This window comes from Lunatimonas sp., from assembly GCF_020832325.1.
Lineage (GTDB): Bacteria > Bacteroidota > Bacteroidia > Cytophagales > Cyclobacteriaceae > Lunatimonas.
This window is the reverse complement of sequence record NZ_JAFIEU010000012.1, coordinates 78,375-98,474: the sequence shown is the minus strand read 5'-3', so window position 1 is coordinate 98,474 and position 20,100 is coordinate 78,375. Positions and strand designations below refer to the sequence as shown.

Here is a 20,100-nt window from a genome sequence, read left to right as displayed (position 1 = left end):
TATTATGAAAAAATACGGTGATCATAATGTCTCTCTCAATATCAAGAACACTTCTAAAAACAAATACGCTTCAATTCTTTGGAGACATACTAGAGAAATAGACGAAGAACGTTTTAACATTTCGGGCGGTCTAATTAGTAACTTGACAGATCCCAGCCTTTTTGAAGAAATAAATGAACCAATTGAACTAACTGTAAATAATGACAATGAAGATCATCGAATAACTTATGAAATAATTCCTAATTGGGATAATAGTATCATTAGTGTGAGAATAAAAGACTACCCTAAAACAGGACATTCCTTAATTACTGACAAAGAAGAGAATGGATTTGATGTTGGAATTTAGCGAAAAACTACTGCTGCTAATGAGGTAGCCCGACCTGAGCTAAATAGCTCAGGTTGAAGATCCTCCCTATCGGAATATAAGCCCACACCACTAGATCCCGATACTCGGGACAGGAAGTACGGGTCTCCTCCTTCCCACAGCTAAGCCCCTCGCTAAGAAGTTCCTATAAGATTATTCTTAATGCTCAGTCCTCCTTTGATCCTTTCTTGTGAGTCCGATGTGATTATTTGATGGTTTGCAATTTTCCAGCGCCTTTCCGGATCTTTTTGTTGGCTGATCTTCCGTTTGTTTTTGAGGTTCTTCAAACCGTGATAAAGCCTCTCCGAATCCCGCCACGATGACCTATTCCTACTGCACGGTGGTCGTGAATATTTTCTTCTTAAAAGCCATGACAGTGAGGTCTGTGTATACCTTTTTATTCGAAAATTTCAATATCTTAGGGAAGGAATCGGAAAGGCGACGCTAGCGAAGATTTTGTTTAACAGGCGTTTGGCTCAACTGCAGGTGATACTTCGGCAATCTCAGCACAACATGTGGTTAATTGAACACCTGCCTTGCCGGTAAGTTTTGCCTCGCATCAGCTTCTGTGGTATTTTAATGAAGTGTACTACTGACGCCAAAGGGCAGCACAAATCCGAAATTCGCCGCTGCTCCATGCGCCGAAACGTTAGCTGCCATGCTATGACGCGTAACCCGGCGGACAGTAATAAAAACAGCAACGACGAATGAAAGATGAAGTGAAAATATTTGTTTATGGCTCATGCCACTTTTCCGAGCGACTTGACAGCGATGAGGTTGTTGGTAATGGTGGTTATGGAGTTGTGATATGCACTAACGGAAAACGGACAGAAGAAATTTCGGGCGGCTTCTCCAACACGACAAATGCACGAATGGACATCGTTGGAATAACTGAAGGGCTCAAAAGAGTAAGGGGGGCAAGTAACATTATTGTTTACTTGACCAATGGTTATGTAATTGACACCTTGACCAAAGGCTGGTTAGAGAAATGGAAAAAGAAAGGGTTTAAAAAGAGAAAGCATGTTGACCTTTGGCTTGAGTTGGACAAAGTACTTACAGCAAACTCACATTCAATTTCGTTTCAGCATTCAAGAGATGTCAAGTTTTCTAAGGACTTCCAACAAGCAGAGCAATTAGGCAAAGTAATGTCTGGCAAGAAAAATCTACCGAATGACTTAAAGACAATTAAGAACACATTGACAGACCTTTTTGTTGCTACTGGGAACGATTCAAGCCAAGATGTTAATTTAGAAATTACTGATGACGAGCCGATTCTTGACAGTATTTGCGTTGACGCTTCAACAATTTCAAATCCTGGACCAACCGAGTACCGTGGTGTTGACACCAAGACAAAGAAGATAATATTTGAACTTAAACTGGAAGAAGCGACAAACAATATTGGCGAGTTTTTAGCCATTGTTCACGCACTTGCTCTTTATAAGAAAAAGGGTGAAGAACTTAAAATTATTTACAGCGACAGTTTTAACGCTATTTCTTGGGTTAAACAGAAAAAATGTAAAACCAAATATAGAAAAACAGACACAAATGAGAAAGTTTTTGAACTCAAACAACGAGCAGAGACTTGGCTTCAAAACAATCACTACGACACCAAAATTTTAAAATGGAACACTGGTGCTTGGGGACAGATTCCAGCGGACTATGGACGAAAGTAAACAGGAACATAACGACAAACACAAGACTTCAAACCTTCGTGGACGAGGAAGTCCGAGCCGCTAACATATCAGGACTAAACCGAAGTAACGCGTGGTGGAATTTATTTTCCAGCTGATTACGCAGATGGCCGCAGAAATCGTATCCGCGAAAATCTGTGGGAGCTTTGGATGGTTACAGATTGCATGTTCAGCACGGGACCTCTCTGGGAGTAGTTGAACATTGGAAATCACTTCAACCTTAGGTATATTTAGTACCGCGCGCTTTTTAGACGTGAAGAGTCGGATGAAGTGAGACTTTCATGTCCGGATCCGTGGGAAGGTAAGGGTAATGTTCCCTTGCCTGACCCGATTATGAATAGTGGTTTGACGAAAATTCGGATTTTTAACTAATTTTGAATATGAAAATTGAAGGACGAACAATAAATCAAATCAAGGAGCTCTGTAAAAACAACAAGGTTAAGACACTGTTTGCCTTTGGTTCCGTGACAAGAGACGACTTCAATGAAAACTCAGATGTGGATCTGATCGTTGACTTTGAGGAGAACGACCCATTCAGATACACTGATCTATATTTCAATCTTAAGGAAAAGCTTGAAGATTTGTTAAAAAGACAAGTTGACCTATTAGAAGAAAGAGCCATAAGAAATCGTTTTTTTCGTCAAGAACTTGAGAAAAGTAAAGTTTTGATATATGGACATCAAGATTAAAGCGTGGCTTCTTGACATCCAAGACTCAATCGACGAGATATATGAATTCTTAGGAGAGAATCGGGATTTTTTCTCATATCGCAAAGACATAAAGACAAAAAAGGCGGTCGAAAGAAATTTGGAAATCATAGGTGAGGCTGTAAATAGAATCCTAAAAATGGATCAAAAATTCCCATTAAAAGACGCCAAAAATATCATTGGTACAAGAAACAGAATCATACACGGTTATGATAATATTTCAGATGAAGTTATCTGGACAATTATTACAAGAGAACTACCAGCCTTAAAAATTCAAATTGACGGTTTACTAAATGAGATCTAAATTACTGGCCGTAACATTGTAGGGCTAAACTGAAGTTGAGCGCAGCTGAATTATTTCCCAGCTGATTACGCAGGTGGGTCGGAAGCAAATCTGCGGCATCTGCGGGAACTTTGAATAACTCCGGATTGAATGTTCAGCACGGAACCTCTCCGGGAGTATTTGAAACTGGAAAATTGGTTCGACCTTAAGTACATCTTAGTGCCGGGCAATTTTTTAACCTGACTGCCGATCGGCATAAGCATGATGAGCCTTAGATACATCGATGTTAGGTGAGCGTTTCACGCACAGCCTGTCCCTATTTTCGGGAGTTCCGTGGGAAGTTGAGGGTGAATTGAAAATTGCGAACGCCGCAAAATCCGATAAATGGTGAGTAGGTTTCCGGGCCTGACCAGATTGGGGTGCATTTAAAGATCCAAATACCAAAAAAATGAACGATCCTCAAGATTTTTGTACCATTATTCGTTAACTTTACGGGATAGATAGGAAGAGAACCCTGATTTTTTACAAGAATTATTTCTCTGAATTCTTCGAGAATCTGCCGGTGAAGGTCCAGGATTAAATAGACCAAGTACTGTATTTGGTGATGGTCTTGGAAAGAATCCCCTTAAAATTTTTTCAACATATGAAGGGTACCGATGGTCTTTACGAAATCAGGGTGGAGTTCAGCAGCGACATTTACCGAATTTTTTGCTGCTTTGATGACGGTAATTTGGTGATTCTCTTCAATGGCTTTCAGAAAAAGAGCCAAAAGGCACCAAGAAAGGAAATAGAAAAAGCATTGAGACTAAACGCTGACTACTTTAAAGAAAAGCAAAACCTCTGATAAGATGGAAAATTTGGATAAAAAGCATGTGACAACCTTTGAAGAACACTTAGAAAAAAGATATGGGGCACCGGGAACCGATCAAAGAATAGCATTTGAGGCAAAGGCGAAGGCTTTTGCCATTGGGGAGCTTATAAAGGAAGAAAGAAGACTTTCGAACATGACCCAGGAACAACTTGCGCTGAAAACCGGGACAAAAAAGAGCTTCATTTCAAGGATTGAAAATGGGAAAAGTGATATTCAGCTATCTACATTGTATAGGATTCTTGAAATCGGGTTGGGCAAAAAAGTATCCTTTACGATAGAATGAGGGAATATGCACCCAAACATACAAGGCTAAACCGAAGTGGAGCGCGGCGAAATTTCTGGCTTAGCCTGTGATGCCCGTCCGCCGCGGCGGAACAGAAGCCTAGCGGGTTGCTTAGTTGAGGTGTATATAGGCGGATTGAAAATCACGGACACCACTAAGGATCCTAAAAACGGTGAGTAGATTCCCTTGCCTGACCCAATTTTTGCTCATATTTAGAAGCCCTAACTCAACATAATCGGTTTTTTCCTGTTTTCCTCGGTAGATTTGCGATAGTGTATTTAGACACTCCCAAGGCGTATTTTTGATAAATTTGGGTGTCCCAGTCATCGTTGTTGCTATTTTGGGTCGTGTCCAAGCATGAAAACCCCGTCAGTAAAATGAAGGCAAAAGGTTAGCTTTTCAGGTATTATCGCAATGAACCGGTGTAGAGGCCGTTTGCCTTCAGATGGCCAACTTTAAGGATATTGAACTCTTGTTACTTTTTTGCCACAGGTCAAAAAAGTAACCAAAAAACCCCGCAGCTGTGCATCTTTTGGCTAAAATCCTGGCTCAGCCCGCGCATAGGCAAACTCCTCGGTTTTTGGAAAGTACAAGTACTTCAAAAAATAATTTACAGCCCAAAAACCTCGTCAGACATGCCTCTGCCTTTGTCACCGCACTGCCCGGATTTCTTCACGCCAAAATCTGCAAGGCGGAAAATAAATTAAGCATGTGGTTTTTCTCCAAGATACAATTTAACGATCAAGGAAATAAGGTCACATCAAACCATCGACAACCATCAAGAGCATGGACAAAAAAAGGTATCGGGTCAATTTTAATAACCGAAATGGAAATGGCTGTCCCGGCGAGGAAAGCAGGTGAGTATCTCACGCACAGCCTGTTCCGGTTTTTGGGAGTGCAGGGTGAAGCTGAGGGTAAATTGAAAATCACGGACGCTGTGCTAAAAATCCTAAAGATGGTGAGTAGATTCCTCTGCCTGACCCGATTAGGCAGCAAAGGTTGATTGCATCAAAATCAAACATTTCATACATTTGAATATGTTGCATTTAAAAACCGTAAAGGATACGCTTATTGCTCACAAGCTAAGACTCAGCCGTAAATATGGCTTGAAAAACCTAGCTATTTTTGGTTCCTATGCCAGAAATCAACTGACGGACGGGAGTGATCTAGATATTCTAGTTGAATTTGATAGAATTATCATCGCACAAGCTAAATTTGAAAGGATGACCGTCATTTCTAAAGATGAAAAGTTTTCTAAATTTGCTCAGATCATTTTGTAGTGATAAAGAAAACCCTAGTTATCCGACCCTATATGGAAAATCCCTTGATTCCCTTTTTACAAGATCTTGCCGAAAATAACCACAAAGAATGGATGGATGCCCATAGGAGACGATACCTACAGGCGAGGGAATTCCTTCTTTCTGAGGTAGCGGAGCTTTTGCACGGATTGGTATCCTTCGAGCCGATGCTGGAACCCCTCAAACCGAAGGATTGCGTGTTTCGGCAAAATCGAGATATCCGGTTTTCGGCAGACAAGCGACCGTATAAGACCAACATGGCTGCGTATTTCGCGGTGGGTGGTAAAAAAAGTACCGGTCCCGGCTATTACCTGCACGTGGAGCCGGGGGGCAGTTTTTTGGCCTGTGGAGTTTGGATGCCTCCGGCGGATGTGTTAAAGCGGATCCGGCAGGAAATCGACTATTCCGGCGCAGAGCTGGATCAGTTCCTGAGGCAACCTACGATAAAAGGGTATTTTAACGGCCTTGAGGGTGATCGATTAAAAACCAGTCCCAGAGATTATCCTGCCGATCACCCTTACATTGACTACCTGAGGCACAAGAGCTTTATACTTTCTAAGCCACTCACGGATGAACAAGTAAGCAATGGCGTGTACAAGATGCTTGCGTTGCAGGCTTTTGAACGGGCAAAGCCATTGAATGATTTTCTGTCCCGGGCATTGGAAGATGTAGAGGACGGGAGTGGGTTGATTTGATGAAAAACAGGCTCGGGGCGCAGGTTTTGGTAGAACCAACGAACCTTACAGTAAAAATGATTCGATCGCAATGGCTACCCCATCCGCTTTGTTAGTGGCGGTAACATGCTTGGCCACCGCCTTTACTTCATCGCGTGCGTTGGCTACCGCAACGCCAAATCCCGTCCGTGCGATCAGGTCCACATCGTTGTAGTTATCTCCGAAGGCCATCACCTCCTCCATTCCAAACGAATAATGGGATCGCAAGAGAGTTTCCAATGCCGATGCCTTGGACACCTGTTTGGGGGCAATTTCGATGTACGTATCCTTTGAACGGTATAGGTGTAATTCGTTGCCCAATAGACTTTCAAGCCGGTCGTATAGATACTGGATTTCGGCGGAATCACCCATACACATCACTTTATGGGCGCCGGTATTGGACGTTTTCCAATAATCAAGTACTTCCTCTCCGGGCTTGAGGACGGATTTTACCTTGGTGACGGTTTCTTCCTTTTCTGTCCAAGCATCGATTCTTGGTGCATACCAAAGGTCTTCGGCGTAGAAGCTCACATGGATGGATGTGTCTTTCGCTAGCTTCAAAATTTCGGCGCAATGGGCCAAGGATATCGCGGTAGATTCAATCGGATGTGGCTGCTTGGTCTGAATGTTTGGTGCCAAAAGGTATCCTCCGTTATAGCATATCAATGGCTGGTCGGGCCGGCCCAATTCCTCGAGCAAGTGCGTCATGGCCGAAGGCATACGGGAGGAGGCCAAGATCACTGGGAAATCCTTCGGTAAACGGGCAAAGGCCGCTTTGGTTCTGGCTGAAATTTGTCGGTTTTTATCTAATAATGTCCCGTCTATATCGGTACAAATAGCCCGGATCTTCATGGAGTAGGGTGTTGAGTGAGTGAACAAAACTACCGAAGGTGGTACGGTTTACCAAACCTCGGTAACTAAAAAAGGGAGTTAATCCCCTTTGGGGAGCCGGCCAGCTTTTTTGAGTGCTTCATGGATAATCCATTCCAGTTGGCCATTGGTGCTGCGAAACTCGTCCGCGGCCCATTTTTCCACGGCCTTCATCATTCGCTCGTCGATCCGTAAAGCAAAGGGTTTCTTATTCGGCATTTCGCTGAAGTTTTTGTTGGTTAAACCAGTTGACAGCCCTCGCAGCTGCTTCGGGTTGTTGGGTGCCCAACAAGAATTGTTTCTTTTTGGTTTTTACCATTATTCCATGGTTGCCACCGGTATTGTATACCCAATACCGGAAATTTGTTCGGATCCCCCAACCCCCGAACTTAAGCAGGGAATTGTATCGGATCAATGAAAGGCTCTCGATGTCTTCTAGGGGATAGGTTCTTTCGGCAAGCAAAGGGAAGAAGCGAAACCTTAGGTGTCGTTCGTCTATCTTCACATCCAACTCCATTATAAACAGTAGCACAGCCACGGATATCAATACGATGACCGCAATTATAGCTCCCTTCCAGTCGGTCATATCCTCCTGCAGCGCGGCCTGTGCCAAGATCCATAACGCCAGCACTGCGGTAAGAAAGATGGTTAGCCAGATCCATAGATCTTTGAATTTTTGCGTCTCCTTGAATAGTGTTTTGCTCATGATTTATCCTGCTCTACTTGCCAAACTTCGATTAACTGCTGTAACTCCCGATGTCGGTGCGTGCTGAAAATTAGCGTTTTCGGGTTGCTCCATCTCTGGATTTCCAATACATGGTCGCTAAAGAAAATATATGCCGTTCTTTTTTTGCTAACCCGGACTCCCATACCCCCATAGTCCATCATCCCACCCGATTTTTTAACGTCTGCGTAGCGTATATCTGTTTTAGGTATTTTCTTCCAAGTATAGAAGAAAGGTGGGTTTCGATAGGAAATGCCTGTTTCATCTGCCCGAAGCTCCACCGAGATACTTAATACAAAGAAAAAGGTGGCTGCCATGATTCCAAATACCACGAGCAGGACTTTCCACCCTTCATCGCCCAGGTGTCCGGTGAAATAGAGCGTAGTTAACAGGATCAAAGTGGGTGCTTCCAGCATGATAATGCCCCACATGAGTATGCTGCCCCGAAAGTCCTGGCGCTCGTTTACAACCATGGCGCTAGTTATTTAGCGTTCCAACATTCAACACGGGACTGGCCGATCGATCTGAACAAAGCACCACCATCAAATTACTCACCATGGCCGCTTTCTTATCCTCCTCAAAATCGATGATGCCCTTTAGCTTGAGATCCTCCAACGCCATTTCCACCATTCCGACGGCGCCATCCACGATTTTGCGCCGCGCTGCTACGATTGCAGTTGCCTGCTGCCGCTGAAGCATGGCCGAAGCAATTTCTGAGGAATAGGCCAGGTGGGAAATTCGAGCTTCTATCACCTTGATGCCCGCATGCTTCAGTCGGTCAGAGATCTCTTCTTCTAGGGAATGGTTGACCTCTTCTACGCCGGATCGCAGGGTGATTTCGGCATTTTCTGCCTCAAAATCATCGTAAGGATACTTTCCGGCCATTTTTCGCACGGCGGCATCTGTTTGCAGGTGCACAAAGTTTTCATAATCTTCTACGTCAAAAGTCGCACGGAATGTGTTCTCCACCTGCCAAACCACGATGGTACCTACCATGACCGGGTTACCGATTTTGTCGTTCACTTTTAGGGGTTTATTTTCAAAATTCCGTACCCGAAGGGATATCTTTTGTTTGAGCATAAAGGGGTTCACCCAAAAAAAGCCGTTGTCTTTAACGGTGCCTTTGTAGGCTCCAAAAAGGATCAAAACGACGGCTTTGTTAGGCTGAAGGGTAAAGAATCCGGGGATCAGAAAGAAAGTGCCCAACGTACATACTACAGCGGTAGGGGGGATCTTGTACATAATAGAGAGCACAGCACCGGTAGCAAGGAGGGCTGCGCTGCCCAACATAGTATAGCCGGAAGAGGGAGTGACGATTTTTTCCATGATTTTTAAAGTGTTAAAATGATATCAAAATGATATACGTATGATGTGAAATAAAGGTTAGTTTTTTCTGTTGGCAATTTCTAATAGGTGCGATTCAATTAGGGGATAAATGGAATCCCCGAGTGCGTATGAGCTTTATAGGAGCGATAGGCATCTCCAAAAAAGGAAATCAACCATTCTTCTTCGTAGGCGATTCGTTGTTTGAAAAAATACCAGCCAATACCTGCAAAAAGGAACAGGGAAACCTGTGTCCCTAAAAATAGCGGAACGCTCAGACTGTATAGATACCAGCCCAAATAGGCGGGGTGTCGAACTAGCTTGTATGGCCCTTTAGTCACCAGGTGGTGGTTCTGGCTTCGTCTTGTTTGGACGAGGTGATGAAAGGATTTACGTGCGGTTAGCATCGCGACCCATCGAAAGCCAAGACCCAGCAAGATACCGAAACCTCCCACATAAAACGTCCAGGTTGGTGTGGAGAGGTAGGGCTGGGTGAGAAGGTATTCACCTATCAGGGTGAGTTGGGCCAAAACGTAGGGAATAGAAAACAGCAGGGAACGGTACTCGAAGCGACCGTGTATAAACCGGTGAAGACCAAATTCTGTCAAGTGGTAGAGGACAAAGATCACTCCATAAAGCAACAGGCGAGCCTCCAGTAAACCCATGGCTTAGGAAATGTTTTGCAGGTAGGTTTTAAGAGCTTCCTTTTCTTTGAAGGTGACTTTAATTCGATCATTGACGATTTTCTCAAACAGAGGCAGTTTCATGGGTTTGACTATGGAAAGGCATTCTTCAAAGGCTTGAAGGGCTTCATCATATAACTCCGTTGCGATGCCGCTAAGGTAGATCAGTTTATGCAGTTCTTCGGTGGTGAATAGGTGTTTGTCCAGTTTTTCTTTCTCCAGGTATTCGGCTAGTCGTACCCAAGCGTAGTTTTTCAAGCCAAGAGAACTGTCGGATGTAAAGCCAACTATTTCATTGGGGATGTTGAAACCGATGGTAAATTGGAAGAATGCCTCTCTGAGATAATAGTAATTGGTTTTGGCTCTTTCACCGGTAAGGTGGAAAAGAATGTCCAGGGGAAGGTAAAATAGGGAGTACTTGAATTTGAGCAATTCGTGGTAGGCTGCTTGATTCCATTCTCTTTGGTCTGATTCACTGACTTCGCTCAATTCAATTTCTAGGAAATGGTCCTTTAGGCGTTCTTGGTATTTCTTCCAAAACCTTGATTTTGGAGGAATCACCTCGCTTAGCAGATGCTGTGAGGCACTAATTAGCAGGAAGCTGTCGCTTATCGGCTTTTTAACGCCATGTCCTGTAATTTGAAGATCAAGTACGGGGTCTAATGCGTAAACACCCATGGCACCTAGAAATATGGCTGTACATATGGTAACCTGTTCATCATGCTCCAATTTCCCAAACGCGGGAGAAAGCGCATAACAAAGTGGAATGAGGTATCCGCGGTGATTTCGCAACACATCCTCAGCCAATACATGATCTCGTAGCGTTTTTGGCAGACCAATTGATTGAATACGTGAAATCACTGCGTGACTAAGTGTCTGTAATTGCTGTTTGGTTTCCATAGGATGAAAAAAGAAAAAGGGATTTACCTGTTGGATTCAGGTAAATCCCTGCCATTCGATGCTTTTTCAACAGCCGCTTTTCATCTGGAAATGAAGCGCAGTTGCTTTTGATAGGTCGAACTTTTCAAGTTTAATGGCTAATTCTTTCGGTAAATTTTTCATTGAATGATTAGTTAGGTATGTGACGCATAAACCATATCAAGATAAATAATTTAGTTTTTATTATCAATTTAATGAGATAGAATTTTGCTTATCTTCTTTAAAAGAGAAATTTTACTATATGAAATGCATATTTTAAAGGGTAAACGTAGCGTATTGGCTGTGGTAAAAGGAGGTATACTTTCCGAAAACGGGCGGCATCACGATAAGGTGATTGGGTGTAGAAGTGCCCGAATAGGCTAGCGGAGGTTGTACCGTCCAGCGCTTTTTGCTTGGTATTAAGCTAATTAATACGTACTTTAGGTATTCTGTCTCATTCATTATCGACCGATGAAAACCCGTCAGAAGGTTCTTAACCATCAGGCGGGTACCCCAAAAAACAATTATAGACACATGAAATCGAGCACGACGCAAGCGACACACGGAGGAACGATTGTAATTCGTGCGAGATTCCATCTGACCGTTAAAGAACAAATTATAAACAGATGAAAATCAATATAAACGGCAAGGAGCGAACCGTACAAGTGGATGGAAATCCCATGTTGCTGGAAGTAATCAGAGAGCAATTAGAGCTTACCGGCACAAAATACGGGTGTGGGGAGGCCGTTTGCGGGGCCTGCAGGGTAATGATAAACGGTAATCCCGTTCCAAGCTGCATTACGCCCGCCGTATCGGCACAGGGGAAAAGTGTGGTAACTATTGAGGGATTGGAGCAAGAAGGAAAGCTTCACCCGGTGCAGCAGGCTTTTCTGGAAGTGGATCCCTTCCAATGTGGGTATTGTGCCTCTGGCATGATTGTCACCGCGGTCGCTTTTTTAGAGCGAAATCCTGCTCCTACCCGTGAGGAAATCGTAGATGCGATGAATGGTAATATTTGCCGTTGTTGCACCTATCCTCAACTAGTCGAGGCGATATATCAGGCTAGTAAGAAATTGGCGTAACCGAAATCTAGAAAAAGATGAAACAAATAGCAGGTCAAACGACCGATTTATACCCAGAGCAATACGAATTGTTTGAACAGGGATTTAACCGGACGCCTCTTAGTAGGAGACGTTTTTTCAAGCGGATGGGACTCGGTATTGCCTCTTTTGTAGTGGTATCTGACTTGTTGTCTGCGCAAGCGATAGGTTTTTTGGATTCCCCGGTGGATGAAAACAATATTGCGGCGTGGATTCACGTGAATGAGGAGGGGAAAATCACCGTTTTTACCGGAAAGGTGGAGGTCGGACAAAACATTCGGACTTCCCTGGCCCAAGCTGTAGCGGAGGAGTTGTTTGTTTCCATGGAGGATATACGTCTGATTATGGGGGATACTCAGTTGACCCCTTACGATAGGGGTACTTTTGGTAGTTTGACTACGCCTCAGATGGCCCCTATACTTCGAAAAGCAGCGGCGTCCGTCCGAGAGATGTTGAAGGAAGTGGCGGCGAATGATTGGTCCGTGGCTAAGGGGTCGCTGCAGTTGGAGAAGGGGATTGTATTTCACCCCACCAATGGAAAAAGGCTGAGCTACGCCGATTTATCAAAGGGTAAGAGACTGCTGAAACCGATTGATCCAACCGGTTCCTTGGTGCCGGCCACAGAATGGAAAGTTGCCGGCAAATCCATTCCGAAAGTTGACGGTGCGATGTTTATTACCGGAAAGCATCGCTACGTCTCCGATATGGTATTGCCGTCTATGCAATACGGCAAGGTATTGCGTGCCCCTGCCAATGGCGCCAAACTTAAGTCATTGAATACGGCAAAGGCAGAGGCATTGCCCGGAGTGAAAGTAGTACGGGACGGTGATTTTGTAGGAGTTACTGCGGCAGATTCACAAACTGCTTCCTTAGCGATCGCCTTGATAGAAGCAGAGTGGGACAGGACTCCTCAGGTTTCACGGGCTGCCTTGTTTGATCATCTGAAATCTTCTGCCCGCAACGGTAAAAGTCCAGAACAAAACGTTTCCAATGTACTGACTGCGGCCTCAAAGAAGCTGGAGAATACGTATGTAATCGATTATATCGCACACGTTCCCCTAGAGCCGAGATCAGGAGTGGCTGAATGGAAAGGGGAGGAGCTCACCGTTTGGACAGGGACTCAGCGTCCTTTTGGAGTGCAAGAGGAACTTCAGCGGGCTTTTGACATCCCCAAAGAAAAGATCCGGGTGATGATGCCGGATACTGGTTCGGGATACGGTGGCAAGCACACCGGAGAGGCAGGGATTGAAGCTGCCCGTCTGGCAAAAGCCATAGGAAAGCCTGTAAAGGTGACATGGACCCGGGAGGAAGAATTCAAGTGGGCCTATGTTCGACCCGCGGGAGTGATAGAGGTAAGTGCTGCGTTAGATCATCAAGGCAAGCTGTCAGTATGGGAATTCTATAATTATAATTCCGGTGGTGCCGGTATTGAAGCACCCTACGATATTTCTGCTACACATCATCAGTTTATCCCCTCAGATACACCACTACGTCAGGGGTCCTATCGCGCACTCGCATCAACTGCCAATATTTTTGCCATCGAGTCTCACATTAACGATCTTGCCGTAGAGGCTGGGGTGGATCCGTTGATTTTCCGGGAAAGGCATCTGTCGGATGAGCGCTTGTTGGACGCATTGCGGACATCGGCAAAGAAGTTTGGTTGGGGTAGAACAAAAGCTCCGGGTGTTGGGTTTGGCATCGCTTGCGGTACCGTAAAAGGAGGATATGTGGGCACCTGTGCGGAGGTGGAAGTCAACGCCGGGACCGGTGAGGTTACAGTAACGCGTCTGGTAGTCTCCTTTGAATGCGGCGCCATTGTCAATCCCCGGCATTTGGAAAGTCAGGTAGTTGGCTGTGTACTGCAAGGTCTGGGGGGGGGCACTGTTCGAAGCAGTGGATTTCAAAGACGGAGAGGTTTTAAATCCGTTTTTATCCAGTTACCGTGTTCCTCGGTTTAAGGATATTCCACCTATTGAAGTAGTCTTGATGGACCGCAAAGATCTGCCCGCTGCTGGTGCAGGCGAGGCTCCCATCGTATGCGTGGCGCCTGCTATCCGTAACGCCATCTACGACGCAACCGGACAGCGGTTAAACAGGCTTCCCATGATACCTAGCGGGAGAATACCTGTTTAGTTGCGATCTTTTTTGTAGTTGTATTGGTAGGGGTGTGAATGCGCTTTCCAGTCGAAAGGCATACATTGGTTTTTAGTTAATTACCAGTTCATCCACCATGATCCATCCTTTTTGGCCTTTTGCTCCATGCCATTCGGGAAGAGCGGCTATGGGGTGCGCAACCAACCTGAGGAACCTGGTATCCTCAGCTTGAAAGGGAATGGGAACCCGTGTCAACATGCTTGGATCTTCTTTTCGAGGTTGGCTAGGCCTGTGTTTCTTTTCCAGTTTCCAATCGTCTCCTTCACTTTTTTTGGACCAGATTTCGATTTCTTGGGGGGGAAACATCCAGCCGCCGCTGTTATACCAGATAGACAAGGCCATTTCGGATATGGGAGTGGGTTCTTCGAATTCCATCTCTACCTCCAGGGGTGTAAACCGAAAGCCCAGCCAGTTGAGGTTCCACGAATCTCTAACCGCTTTGTGTCCATCAAAAAGACTTTTTGCACCGTCGCCCTTGTAGCGATCCGCAGGCGGGTATTTGAGTGAATAGGTTTTCGGGCTCTTGGCGGACTGAATGAATTCTGCGCTTGTCAATGCGCTGCCCGTCCAGCCAGGAGCAAAAGCCCGGGCTTTAAGTGTCAGGTTTTCGGTTATCTCTACAGGTCCTTCGTAGAGGATGTGGTTGCTGCTGTCCGGTTCTGTTCCATCAAGTGTATAGAAGATACTGGTGCCCTGTATGGGGTGTTGTATGTTCACTTCTAGCTTATCCCTGAAAAACGCACGGTCGTACTTGATTACGGGAGGATTTAATTGGTAAACGGTGCCGTCATCTTTGTAGCCGGTTTCAATTGTAGTATTTGGTAGGGCAGATTTTAGAGCTTGTAATTGTGCTTCTTCCAAACCCGTATTCCATACGTAGAGGTGGTTCAGGTTTTTCAGCTCGGAAAGGTGTGTGATGGCAGCTGCATCCAATGAATTCCCTGCCAATGAGAGCAAACGAAGTTGCTCCAGCCCTTGCAAGTGTTTTATTCCCTCACCAGTTATGTCTGTAAAGTTTAGGAATAACCGCTCCAAATTAGGGAAATTGCCCAGTACGGCCATGTCCTTATCCTCCAAAGGCATGTTGTTCAGGTTGATGGAGACAGTTTGCTGATAGATATCTTTAAGTTCGGAAAGCGACTGGGGATCAAATGCGGAACGGCCGAAATAGCTTACAGACAGGGCAGGAGAATCCATTCCCAATGCCTGTACTTTGCGATAGAAATTATTAAGGCCCTTGACCGTGTTGGCACTGGCTGGCTTGAAATCGTAGGATTTGGTGTTGCTAAATTTACTTACTGCCAGCAGGAAAAGAGAGCTCGTGTCGCTAAATGCAGTTAATTTTCGGTCAAAATCGGATCCACTCGCTATCCAAGCCTCCAGCAGGGCTATTTCGTCTTCCGAGAGTTGGGGTTTGCCCTTGGGAGGCATGTGTTCTTCATCGTCTAACGGCAATAACATCCGCTGCACCATCAGGCTTCCCATGGGGTCATTTGCTACGAAGGCTGGGCCCGAGTCGCCGCCTTTGGTGAGTAACTCTGGCTTGTCCATGCGTAGACCTCCTTTCTGTTTGGAGGCCTTGTGGCAACTCACACATTTCTGCTCAAGTATGGGCATGACTACGTGCGAAAAAACCTCCGCATCTTCCAACGCCACCAGCGGTGCGTCGGAAGCTAGTGGGGCCGTCACAAAACCCTCACCATGCGTAATGGAGGCACCTAGATGACCAGATACCAACAGACTGACAGCAATCACTCCCATGCCGGCTTTTTGCCAGACCGGGAAGGGTTGGTTGAGATAGGTATACAAAAGGGATGAAAGCCAAAAAACCACCAGCCCAGACCATTTATGCCAGGCTAGTTGTTCCTGATCGTATCCCGGCTCATGAGACAAAAACAGCCCTGCAATTACTGTGAACGCGGTGGTAAGGCATCCTAGGAGCAGCAGGTTTTCGCCGTATTCCATTCCGTCCTCCTTGGTTTTGGCCCAGTGGGGAAACAAAAGCAGCACAAGTGCCAGCAATAGGATGACGATGGGGAAATGAAGAAGCAGCGGATGTAGCCGGCCAAACACATGGAGCCAAGCGGGGATTGCCAGTCGGCCTTCGGCGAGAACCAACACCAAAACAAACGCATGGGCGGCGAAGAGCACCTGCCCGGCGATTGTTTTCCATTTTTCTGAAATCATAAAGTAACGGTTATTAGGGAGGTTCTGGTTAGGCAATGATATCATTTACCAAATGTCCATGCACATCGGTCAGCCGATAGCGTCGGCCTTGGTGTTTAAAGGTGAGCCTTTCGTGGTCCACACCCAGCAGGTGCAGCATGGTGGCGTGGAAATCATGCACATGCACGGGATCCTTAACGATGTTGTAGCCAAACTCATCGGTTTCGCCATAGACAACGCCCGGCTTCACGCCACCGCCGGCCATCCAGATGGAAAAGGCTCGTGGGTGGTGGTCGCGTCCGTAGTTGTCAGCAGAGAAGCGGCCCTGGCAGTAATTGGTCCGACCAAATTCTCCGCCCCAGATAACCAAGGTTTCATCCAGCAGACCCCTTTGCTTGAGATCTGTAATTAGAGCGGCAGAGGCCTGATCGGTGTCGAGTGCCTGTCCTGCCATTTCATTGGGTAGGTTACCATGTTGGTCCCATCCCTGATGGTATATTTGGACGAATCTGACGCCATTCTCCGAAAGTTTTCGGGCCAACAGGCAATTCGCCGCGTAGGTTCCGGGTACCAGACATTCAGGGCCATATAGCTTGACAATGCTGTCCGGCTCCTTGGTCAGATCGGTCACTTCTGGAACCGCCGTTTGCATGCGGTATGCCATTTCATACTGTTGGATTTTGGTGTTTATCTCGGGGTCACCGAAAGATTCGTAATTCATCTGGTTCAGTTGAGCCAGTTTATCCAACATTCTTCTGCGGTCTTCCTTAGACATCCCTTCAGGGTCGGCAAGGTAAAGCACCGGCTGTTCGCCGCTGGAAAACTGCACCCCCTGATGCACCGAATCCAAAAATCCATTTGTCCACAGCTTGGAATACACACCCTGGCCATTTCCCTTGCCACGGCTAAGCAGCACACAAAAACTGGGCAGATTGTTGTTATCGCTTCCCAGTCCATAACTCAGCCATGCCCCCATACTTGGACGGTTGCCCACCTGGGCACCAGTTTGGAAGAAAGTAAGCGCAGGGTCGTGATTGATCGCCTCGGTATGCATGGAGCGGATGATGCAAAGGTCATCCACAATTTTGGAAGTATAGGGGAACAGGTCGCTGACCCAGGCACCGGCCTGACCGTACTGATTGAATTTGTGATAGGAACCTACCAACGGAAAGGACGCCTGGCCAGAAGTCATGCCCGTGAGACGTTGCCCCTGCCGGATCGAATCAGGCAGTTCTTCCCCCATGCGCTGATTGAGGGTTGGTTTATAGTCAAAGGACTCCAACTGGGAGGGTGCCCCGTTTTGAAATAAATAAATTACGCGCTTGGCCTTGGGGGCAAAGTGTGGAACGTTGGCCATAATCCGTTCGGTGTCCAGTGAGGAGCTTCCCTTAAACAAATCAGGTATCAATAGAGAACCGAGAGCCAAACTACCCAAGCCAATACTGGCTTTAGATAGGAATTTTCGCCTATTCTCGTTTAGTCCGCCTTCTAATCGTTCTTTTTCCATTTTAGGTCCTTGTTATTGCTTCTTCCAAATTGTACAGGGCAACTACCAATTGCATCAAAGCAGCTGCTTCAGGTTTATTCATACCCTCTTCTATTGGAAACTCTCCAATGCTAATGAGAGGTGTAATGTCATCCGGACGTTGTTTGAACCGGGTCAATTCGTCCTGGTAGAAATCCCGCAACAGTTCCATTTCCTGCTGATGGGGTGGTCTACTCAGGATTCGTGTAAATGCTTCAGTGATCGCTGGGTCCTGTTTATCGCCGTGGCTTTGTAGCAGCTTGTAGGCAAGTACCCGGGAGGCTTCGAGCACCAGCGGATCGTTTAACATAGCCAGTGCCTGAAGTGGGGTGTTGGTCCTTCCCCGGGTGACCTCACACAGATCCCGGTTGCTTCCGTCAAATATGATCGGTTTGGGAGGCGGTGAGGTCAGCTTAATAAAGGTATAAAGCCCCCTTCGGTACAGCGCTTCGCCTTTGTCCTGACGGTAAACAGCCAACTCACCCCTGCCGGAGGTAGATGCCTCCCAAAGCCCTTCGGGTTGATAGGGTTTCACACTGGGTCCGCCGATCTCCCGGTTAAGGAGACCACTGCTTGCCAGGACAATGTCACGTATATGTTCTGCATTGAGCCGGATCCTTGGAGACCAAGATAGATATTGGTTTTCGGGATCGATCTCCAGCTTTTTGGCAGTCACCTCGGCAGACTGCTGATAGGTCGCTGAAGAGATCATTTTCTTGATCAGGCCTTTGATGTCCCATCCGCTATCGCGGAAATCTACTGCCAACCAGTCCAACAGCTCAGGGTGGGAAGGCAGATCGCCCTGCATGCCGAAGTCTCCGGCGGATTTTACGATACCCACACCGAAAAGTTCCTGCCACATTAGGTTAACAAATACCCGGGCAGTGAGGGGGTTTTTTTCGTCAAAGGTCCATTTGGCCAGTCCCAACCGGTTTTTTGGAAGCTGCTCGTCAAAAGCCAGCACGGAAACTGGAGTGGCTGGAGTGACCGGGCGGCTGGGAGCATCGTAGAGACCACGGTCCAAAATGTAGGTGGTCCGTAGCGTATCCTTGAAATCCTCCATTACCGAAACCATGATTCGGCTGGTGTCGCGGTGGTTTACGAATCCCAATATATCTTGCAAGTCTTTGCGTTCTATCCACATAATGGGCGTTTTGGCCGGTTTGGAAACGCTCACATCACCCTCGTATCCCTTTTCGGGGGTGTTGTTAAAGAATGCATACATGCTGAAATAGTCTTCCTGGGAGATGGGATCGTACTTGTGGTCGTGGCACTGCGCACATTCAACCGAAAGGCCCAATATCGCCTTGGTGAACGTATTGGTCTTATCCACAATATACTCCACCCGGTACTCTTCTTCGATTACCCCGCCTTCTTCGGTGTATTTGTGATTACGGTTAAAGGCTGTAGCAAGAATGGTTTCCTTGTTGGTATCGGGTAGCATATCGCCGGCAAGCTGCCAAGTGATAAACTGGTCGTAGGGGATATTCTTGTTGAACGCATGGATGACCCAGTCCCGATAAGGCCATTGGGTACGGATATTGTCGTCCTGATACCCGTAGGAGTCGGAGTAGCGGGAGATGTCCATCCACAATACAGCCATACGCTCCCCAAAGGCAGGATCGGCCAGTAATTCGTCGATTACGTTTTCTGTTGCCTTCGGACTGTCGTCCTTCAGGTACTTTTCTATTAGTTCCAGGGAAGGGGGAAGGCCCGTAAGGTCTAAGCTAAGCCGTTTGAGCAGGTGGGCTTTCTGTGCCCGTTTGTTGGGTGTAAGGCCTACTGACTCCATCTTGGAGGCAATGAAATGGTCGATTTCATTTTGCACCCAATCTGTATGTTTGGTAGTAGGAAGTGCTCGTTTTTCGGGCAGAACAAATGCCCAGTGAGGCTCGTATTTTGCGCCCTGCGAAACCCATTTCATGAGGATGTTCTTTTCCTCCTCGGTGAGCTTGAGGTTGGACTCGGGTGGAGGCATTACCTCGTTTGGATCGTCGGAAAACAGTCGTTTGATCACTTCAGACTCCTTCGCCTTGCCAGGAACGATGGCATGTGCGCCAGGATTTTCCTTCAAGGCTGCGTAGGCACCTTCCTCCGTGTCCAGTCTTAGACCTGCTTCCCGCTTGTTGGCGTCCGGTCCATGGCAGGCAAAGCAATTGTCCGAAAGGATGGGGCGTACGTGAAAATTATAGCTGAGTTGGTCGCTCTCTTTTAGGTTTCCCGCCTGATCGGAATTTTTGTTCGTACATGCGGACAAAGAGATGACAACTAGTGCTATTACGTAAATGAACTGTTTGGGCATTGTTGGGACGGATGAGTTTATTTTTCAATCCCCAAAATGAGCAAAATTACGCGAAATAACAAGTGTTTTTTTATTGACGGGGAAATGGCAAAGTGCAAGGGGTCTGGATTAAAAATTGACCTGAA

General features: G+C 46.4%; 22 protein-coding genes. 12 read left to right on the top strand and 10 right to left on the bottom strand.

What is annotated here, in order from left to right; translation table 11 throughout:
- The first annotated feature begins 4 nt into the window (after nt 1-4).
- From JJU34_RS04215 to JJU34_RS04175, 9 genes are all read left to right on the top strand, one after another.
- A complete protein-coding gene (locus tag JJU34_RS04215) occupies nt 5-346 on the top strand; it encodes a hypothetical protein (RefSeq protein ID WP_228691075.1) in 342 nt (113 codons plus the stop codon).
- Nucleotides 347-1,071: 725 nt separating this feature from the next.
- A complete protein-coding gene (locus tag JJU34_RS04210) occupies nt 1,072-2,037 on the top strand; it encodes an RNase H family protein (protein WP_228691074.1) in 966 nt (321 codons plus the stop codon).
- A 398-nt stretch (nt 2,038-2,435) separates the two neighbouring features.
- Nucleotides 2,436-2,744 (top strand): nucleotidyltransferase domain-containing protein, encoded by a 309-nt coding sequence (locus JJU34_RS04205; RefSeq protein WP_228691073.1) that lies wholly within the window; start codon nt 2,436-2,438, stop codon nt 2,742-2,744.
- Nucleotides 2,728-3,066 carry a HepT-like ribonuclease domain-containing protein gene (locus tag JJU34_RS04200; protein WP_228691072.1) on the top strand — a complete coding sequence of 113 codons (339 nt, stop codon included), beginning with the start codon at nt 2,728-2,730 and terminating at the stop codon, nt 3,064-3,066. The genes JJU34_RS04205 and JJU34_RS04200 overlap by 17 nt, the downstream gene beginning before the upstream one ends.
- 583 nt (nt 3,067-3,649) lie before the next feature.
- On the top strand, nt 3,650-3,889 hold the full coding sequence (locus JJU34_RS04195) for a type II toxin-antitoxin system RelE/ParE family toxin (protein WP_228691071.1): 240 nt from the start codon (nt 3,650-3,652) through the stop codon (nt 3,887-3,889).
- Nucleotides 3,890-3,893: 4 nt separating this feature from the next.
- Nucleotides 3,894-4,199, top strand: coding sequence for a helix-turn-helix transcriptional regulator (locus JJU34_RS04190; protein ID WP_228691070.1), 306 nt, complete (start codon nt 3,894-3,896; stop codon nt 4,197-4,199).
- Between the two features lie 580 nt (nt 4,200-4,779).
- A complete protein-coding gene (locus JJU34_RS04185) occupies nt 4,780-5,202 on the top strand; it encodes a hypothetical protein (RefSeq protein WP_228691069.1) in 423 nt (140 codons plus the stop codon).
- 34 nt (nt 5,203-5,236) lie between these two features.
- On the top strand, nt 5,237-5,479 hold the full coding sequence (locus JJU34_RS04180; protein ID WP_228691068.1) for a nucleotidyltransferase domain-containing protein: 243 nt from the start codon (nt 5,237-5,239) through the stop codon (nt 5,477-5,479).
- Nucleotides 5,480-5,511: 32 nt separating this feature from the next.
- Complete coding sequence (locus JJU34_RS04175; protein WP_228691067.1) at nt 5,512-6,192, top strand: DUF2461 domain-containing protein; 681 nt, start codon at nt 5,512-5,514, stop codon at nt 6,190-6,192.
- Between the two features lie 45 nt (nt 6,193-6,237).
- Here JJU34_RS04175 and JJU34_RS04170 read toward each other — a convergent pair whose 3' ends face one another.
- From JJU34_RS04170 to JJU34_RS04140, 7 genes are all read right to left on the bottom strand, one after another.
- Complete coding sequence (locus JJU34_RS04170; protein WP_228691066.1) at nt 6,238-7,062, bottom strand: Cof-type HAD-IIB family hydrolase; 825 nt, start codon at nt 7,060-7,062, stop codon at nt 6,238-6,240.
- Between the two features lie 78 nt (nt 7,063-7,140).
- Entirely contained in the window at nt 7,141-7,299 is a 159-nt protein-coding gene (locus JJU34_RS04165; RefSeq protein ID WP_228691065.1) for an Arc family DNA-binding protein, read from the bottom strand.
- Nucleotides 7,289-7,786 (bottom strand): hypothetical protein, encoded by a 498-nt coding sequence (locus tag JJU34_RS04160; RefSeq protein WP_228691064.1) that lies wholly within the window; start codon nt 7,784-7,786, stop codon nt 7,289-7,291. Before JJU34_RS04160 ends, JJU34_RS04165 begins: the two co-directional genes overlap by 11 nt.
- Nucleotides 7,783-8,277, bottom strand: a complete 495-nt coding sequence (locus JJU34_RS04155; RefSeq protein WP_228691063.1) for a hypothetical protein — start codon at nt 8,275-8,277, stop codon at nt 7,783-7,785. Before JJU34_RS04155 ends, JJU34_RS04160 begins: the two co-directional genes overlap by 4 nt.
- 4 nt (nt 8,278-8,281) lie before the next feature.
- On the bottom strand, nt 8,282-9,130 hold the full coding sequence (locus JJU34_RS04150; protein ID WP_228691062.1) for an SPFH domain-containing protein: 849 nt from the start codon (nt 9,128-9,130) through the stop codon (nt 8,282-8,284).
- A 98-nt stretch (nt 9,131-9,228) separates the two neighbouring features.
- Nucleotides 9,229-9,792 (bottom strand): isoprenylcysteine carboxylmethyltransferase family protein, encoded by a 564-nt coding sequence (locus JJU34_RS04145; protein ID WP_228691061.1) that lies wholly within the window; start codon nt 9,790-9,792, stop codon nt 9,229-9,231.
- 3 nt (nt 9,793-9,795) lie between these two features.
- Nucleotides 9,796-10,710, bottom strand: a complete 915-nt coding sequence (locus JJU34_RS04140; protein WP_228691060.1) for a hypothetical protein — start codon at nt 10,708-10,710, stop codon at nt 9,796-9,798.
- Nucleotides 10,711-11,354: 644 nt separating this feature from the next.
- Here JJU34_RS04140 and JJU34_RS04135 point away from each other — a divergent pair.
- From JJU34_RS04135 to JJU34_RS04125, 3 genes are read left to right on the top strand one after another with little or no spacing between them, the layout of a single operon-like run.
- Complete coding sequence (locus JJU34_RS04135) at nt 11,355-11,810, top strand: (2Fe-2S)-binding protein (protein ID WP_228691059.1); 456 nt, start codon at nt 11,355-11,357, stop codon at nt 11,808-11,810.
- 17 nt (nt 11,811-11,827) lie between these two features.
- Nucleotides 11,828-13,786 (top strand): molybdopterin cofactor-binding domain-containing protein, encoded by a 1,959-nt coding sequence (locus JJU34_RS04130; protein WP_228691058.1) that lies wholly within the window; start codon nt 11,828-11,830, stop codon nt 13,784-13,786.
- Between the two features lie 28 nt (nt 13,787-13,814).
- Entirely contained in the window at nt 13,815-13,961 is a 147-nt protein-coding gene (locus JJU34_RS04125; protein ID WP_228691057.1) for a hypothetical protein, read from the top strand.
- Nucleotides 13,962-14,033: 72 nt separating this feature from the next.
- On the opposite strand, the gene JJU34_RS04120 is transcribed toward JJU34_RS04125, so the two are convergent.
- From JJU34_RS04120 to JJU34_RS04110, 3 genes are read right to left on the bottom strand one after another with little or no spacing between them, the layout of a single operon-like run.
- Nucleotides 14,034-16,169 (bottom strand): c-type cytochrome domain-containing protein, encoded by a 2,136-nt coding sequence (locus JJU34_RS04120; protein ID WP_228691056.1) that lies wholly within the window; start codon nt 16,167-16,169, stop codon nt 14,034-14,036.
- Nucleotides 16,170-16,197: 28 nt separating this feature from the next.
- Nucleotides 16,198-17,655 carry a DUF1501 domain-containing protein gene (locus JJU34_RS04115; protein WP_228691055.1) on the bottom strand — a complete coding sequence of 486 codons (1,458 nt, stop codon included), beginning with the start codon at nt 17,653-17,655 and terminating at the stop codon, nt 16,198-16,200.
- A 1-nt stretch (nt 17,656) separates the two neighbouring features.
- Nucleotides 17,657-19,975 (bottom strand): PSD1 and planctomycete cytochrome C domain-containing protein, encoded by a 2,319-nt coding sequence (locus JJU34_RS04110; RefSeq protein WP_228691054.1) that lies wholly within the window; start codon nt 19,973-19,975, stop codon nt 17,657-17,659.
- Between the last annotated feature and the right edge of the window lie 125 nt (nt 19,976-20,100).

Excerpts from the sequence above, each read along its gene's own strand:
- JJU34_RS04190 (WP_228691070.1), top strand. The coding sequence starts at position 3,894 with ATGGAAAATTTGGATAAAAAGCATGTGACAACCTTTGAAGAACACTTA.
- JJU34_RS04120 (WP_228691056.1), bottom strand. The coding sequence starts at position 16,169 with ATGATTTCAGAAAAATGGAAAACAATCGCCGGGCAGGTGCTCTTCGCC.
- JJU34_RS04210 (WP_228691074.1), top strand. The coding sequence starts at position 1,072 with ATGAAAGATGAAGTGAAAATATTTGTTTATGGCTCATGCCACTTTTCC.
- JJU34_RS04215 (WP_228691075.1), top strand. The coding sequence starts at position 5 with ATGAAAAAATACGGTGATCATAATGTCTCTCTCAATATCAAGAACACT.
- JJU34_RS04125 (WP_228691057.1), top strand. The coding sequence starts at position 13,815 with ATGGACCGCAAAGATCTGCCCGCTGCTGGTGCAGGCGAGGCTCCCATC.
- JJU34_RS04205 (WP_228691073.1), top strand. The coding sequence starts at position 2,436 with ATGAAAATTGAAGGACGAACAATAAATCAAATCAAGGAGCTCTGTAAA.
- JJU34_RS04155 (WP_228691063.1), bottom strand. The coding sequence starts at position 8,277 with ATGGTTGTAAACGAGCGCCAGGACTTTCGGGGCAGCATACTCATGTGG.
- JJU34_RS04135 (WP_228691059.1), top strand. The coding sequence starts at position 11,355 with ATGAAAATCAATATAAACGGCAAGGAGCGAACCGTACAAGTGGATGGA.
- JJU34_RS04150 (WP_228691062.1), bottom strand. The coding sequence starts at position 9,130 with ATGGAAAAAATCGTCACTCCCTCTTCCGGCTATACTATGTTGGGCAGC.
- JJU34_RS04195 (WP_228691071.1), top strand. The coding sequence starts at position 3,650 with ATGGTCTTGGAAAGAATCCCCTTAAAATTTTTTCAACATATGAAGGGT.
- JJU34_RS04170 (WP_228691066.1), bottom strand. The coding sequence starts at position 7,062 with ATGAAGATCCGGGCTATTTGTACCGATATAGACGGGACATTATTAGAT.
- JJU34_RS04145 (WP_228691061.1), bottom strand. The coding sequence starts at position 9,792 with ATGGGTTTACTGGAGGCTCGCCTGTTGCTTTATGGAGTGATCTTTGTC.
- JJU34_RS04160 (WP_228691064.1), bottom strand. The coding sequence starts at position 7,786 with ATGAGCAAAACACTATTCAAGGAGACGCAAAAATTCAAAGATCTATGG.
- JJU34_RS04180 (WP_228691068.1), top strand. The coding sequence starts at position 5,237 with ATGTTGCATTTAAAAACCGTAAAGGATACGCTTATTGCTCACAAGCTA.
- JJU34_RS04115 (WP_228691055.1), bottom strand. The coding sequence starts at position 17,655 with ATGGAAAAAGAACGATTAGAAGGCGGACTAAACGAGAATAGGCGAAAA.
- JJU34_RS04130 (WP_228691058.1), top strand. The coding sequence starts at position 11,828 with ATGAAACAAATAGCAGGTCAAACGACCGATTTATACCCAGAGCAATAC.
- JJU34_RS04140 (WP_228691060.1), bottom strand. The coding sequence starts at position 10,710 with ATGGAAACCAAACAGCAATTACAGACACTTAGTCACGCAGTGATTTCA.
- JJU34_RS04200 (WP_228691072.1), top strand. The coding sequence starts at position 2,728 with ATGGACATCAAGATTAAAGCGTGGCTTCTTGACATCCAAGACTCAATC.
- JJU34_RS04110 (WP_228691054.1), bottom strand. The coding sequence starts at position 19,975 with ATGCCCAAACAGTTCATTTACGTAATAGCACTAGTTGTCATCTCTTTG.
- JJU34_RS04165 (WP_228691065.1), bottom strand. The coding sequence starts at position 7,299 with ATGCCGAATAAGAAACCCTTTGCTTTACGGATCGACGAGCGAATGATG.
- JJU34_RS04175 (WP_228691067.1), top strand. The coding sequence starts at position 5,512 with ATGGAAAATCCCTTGATTCCCTTTTTACAAGATCTTGCCGAAAATAAC.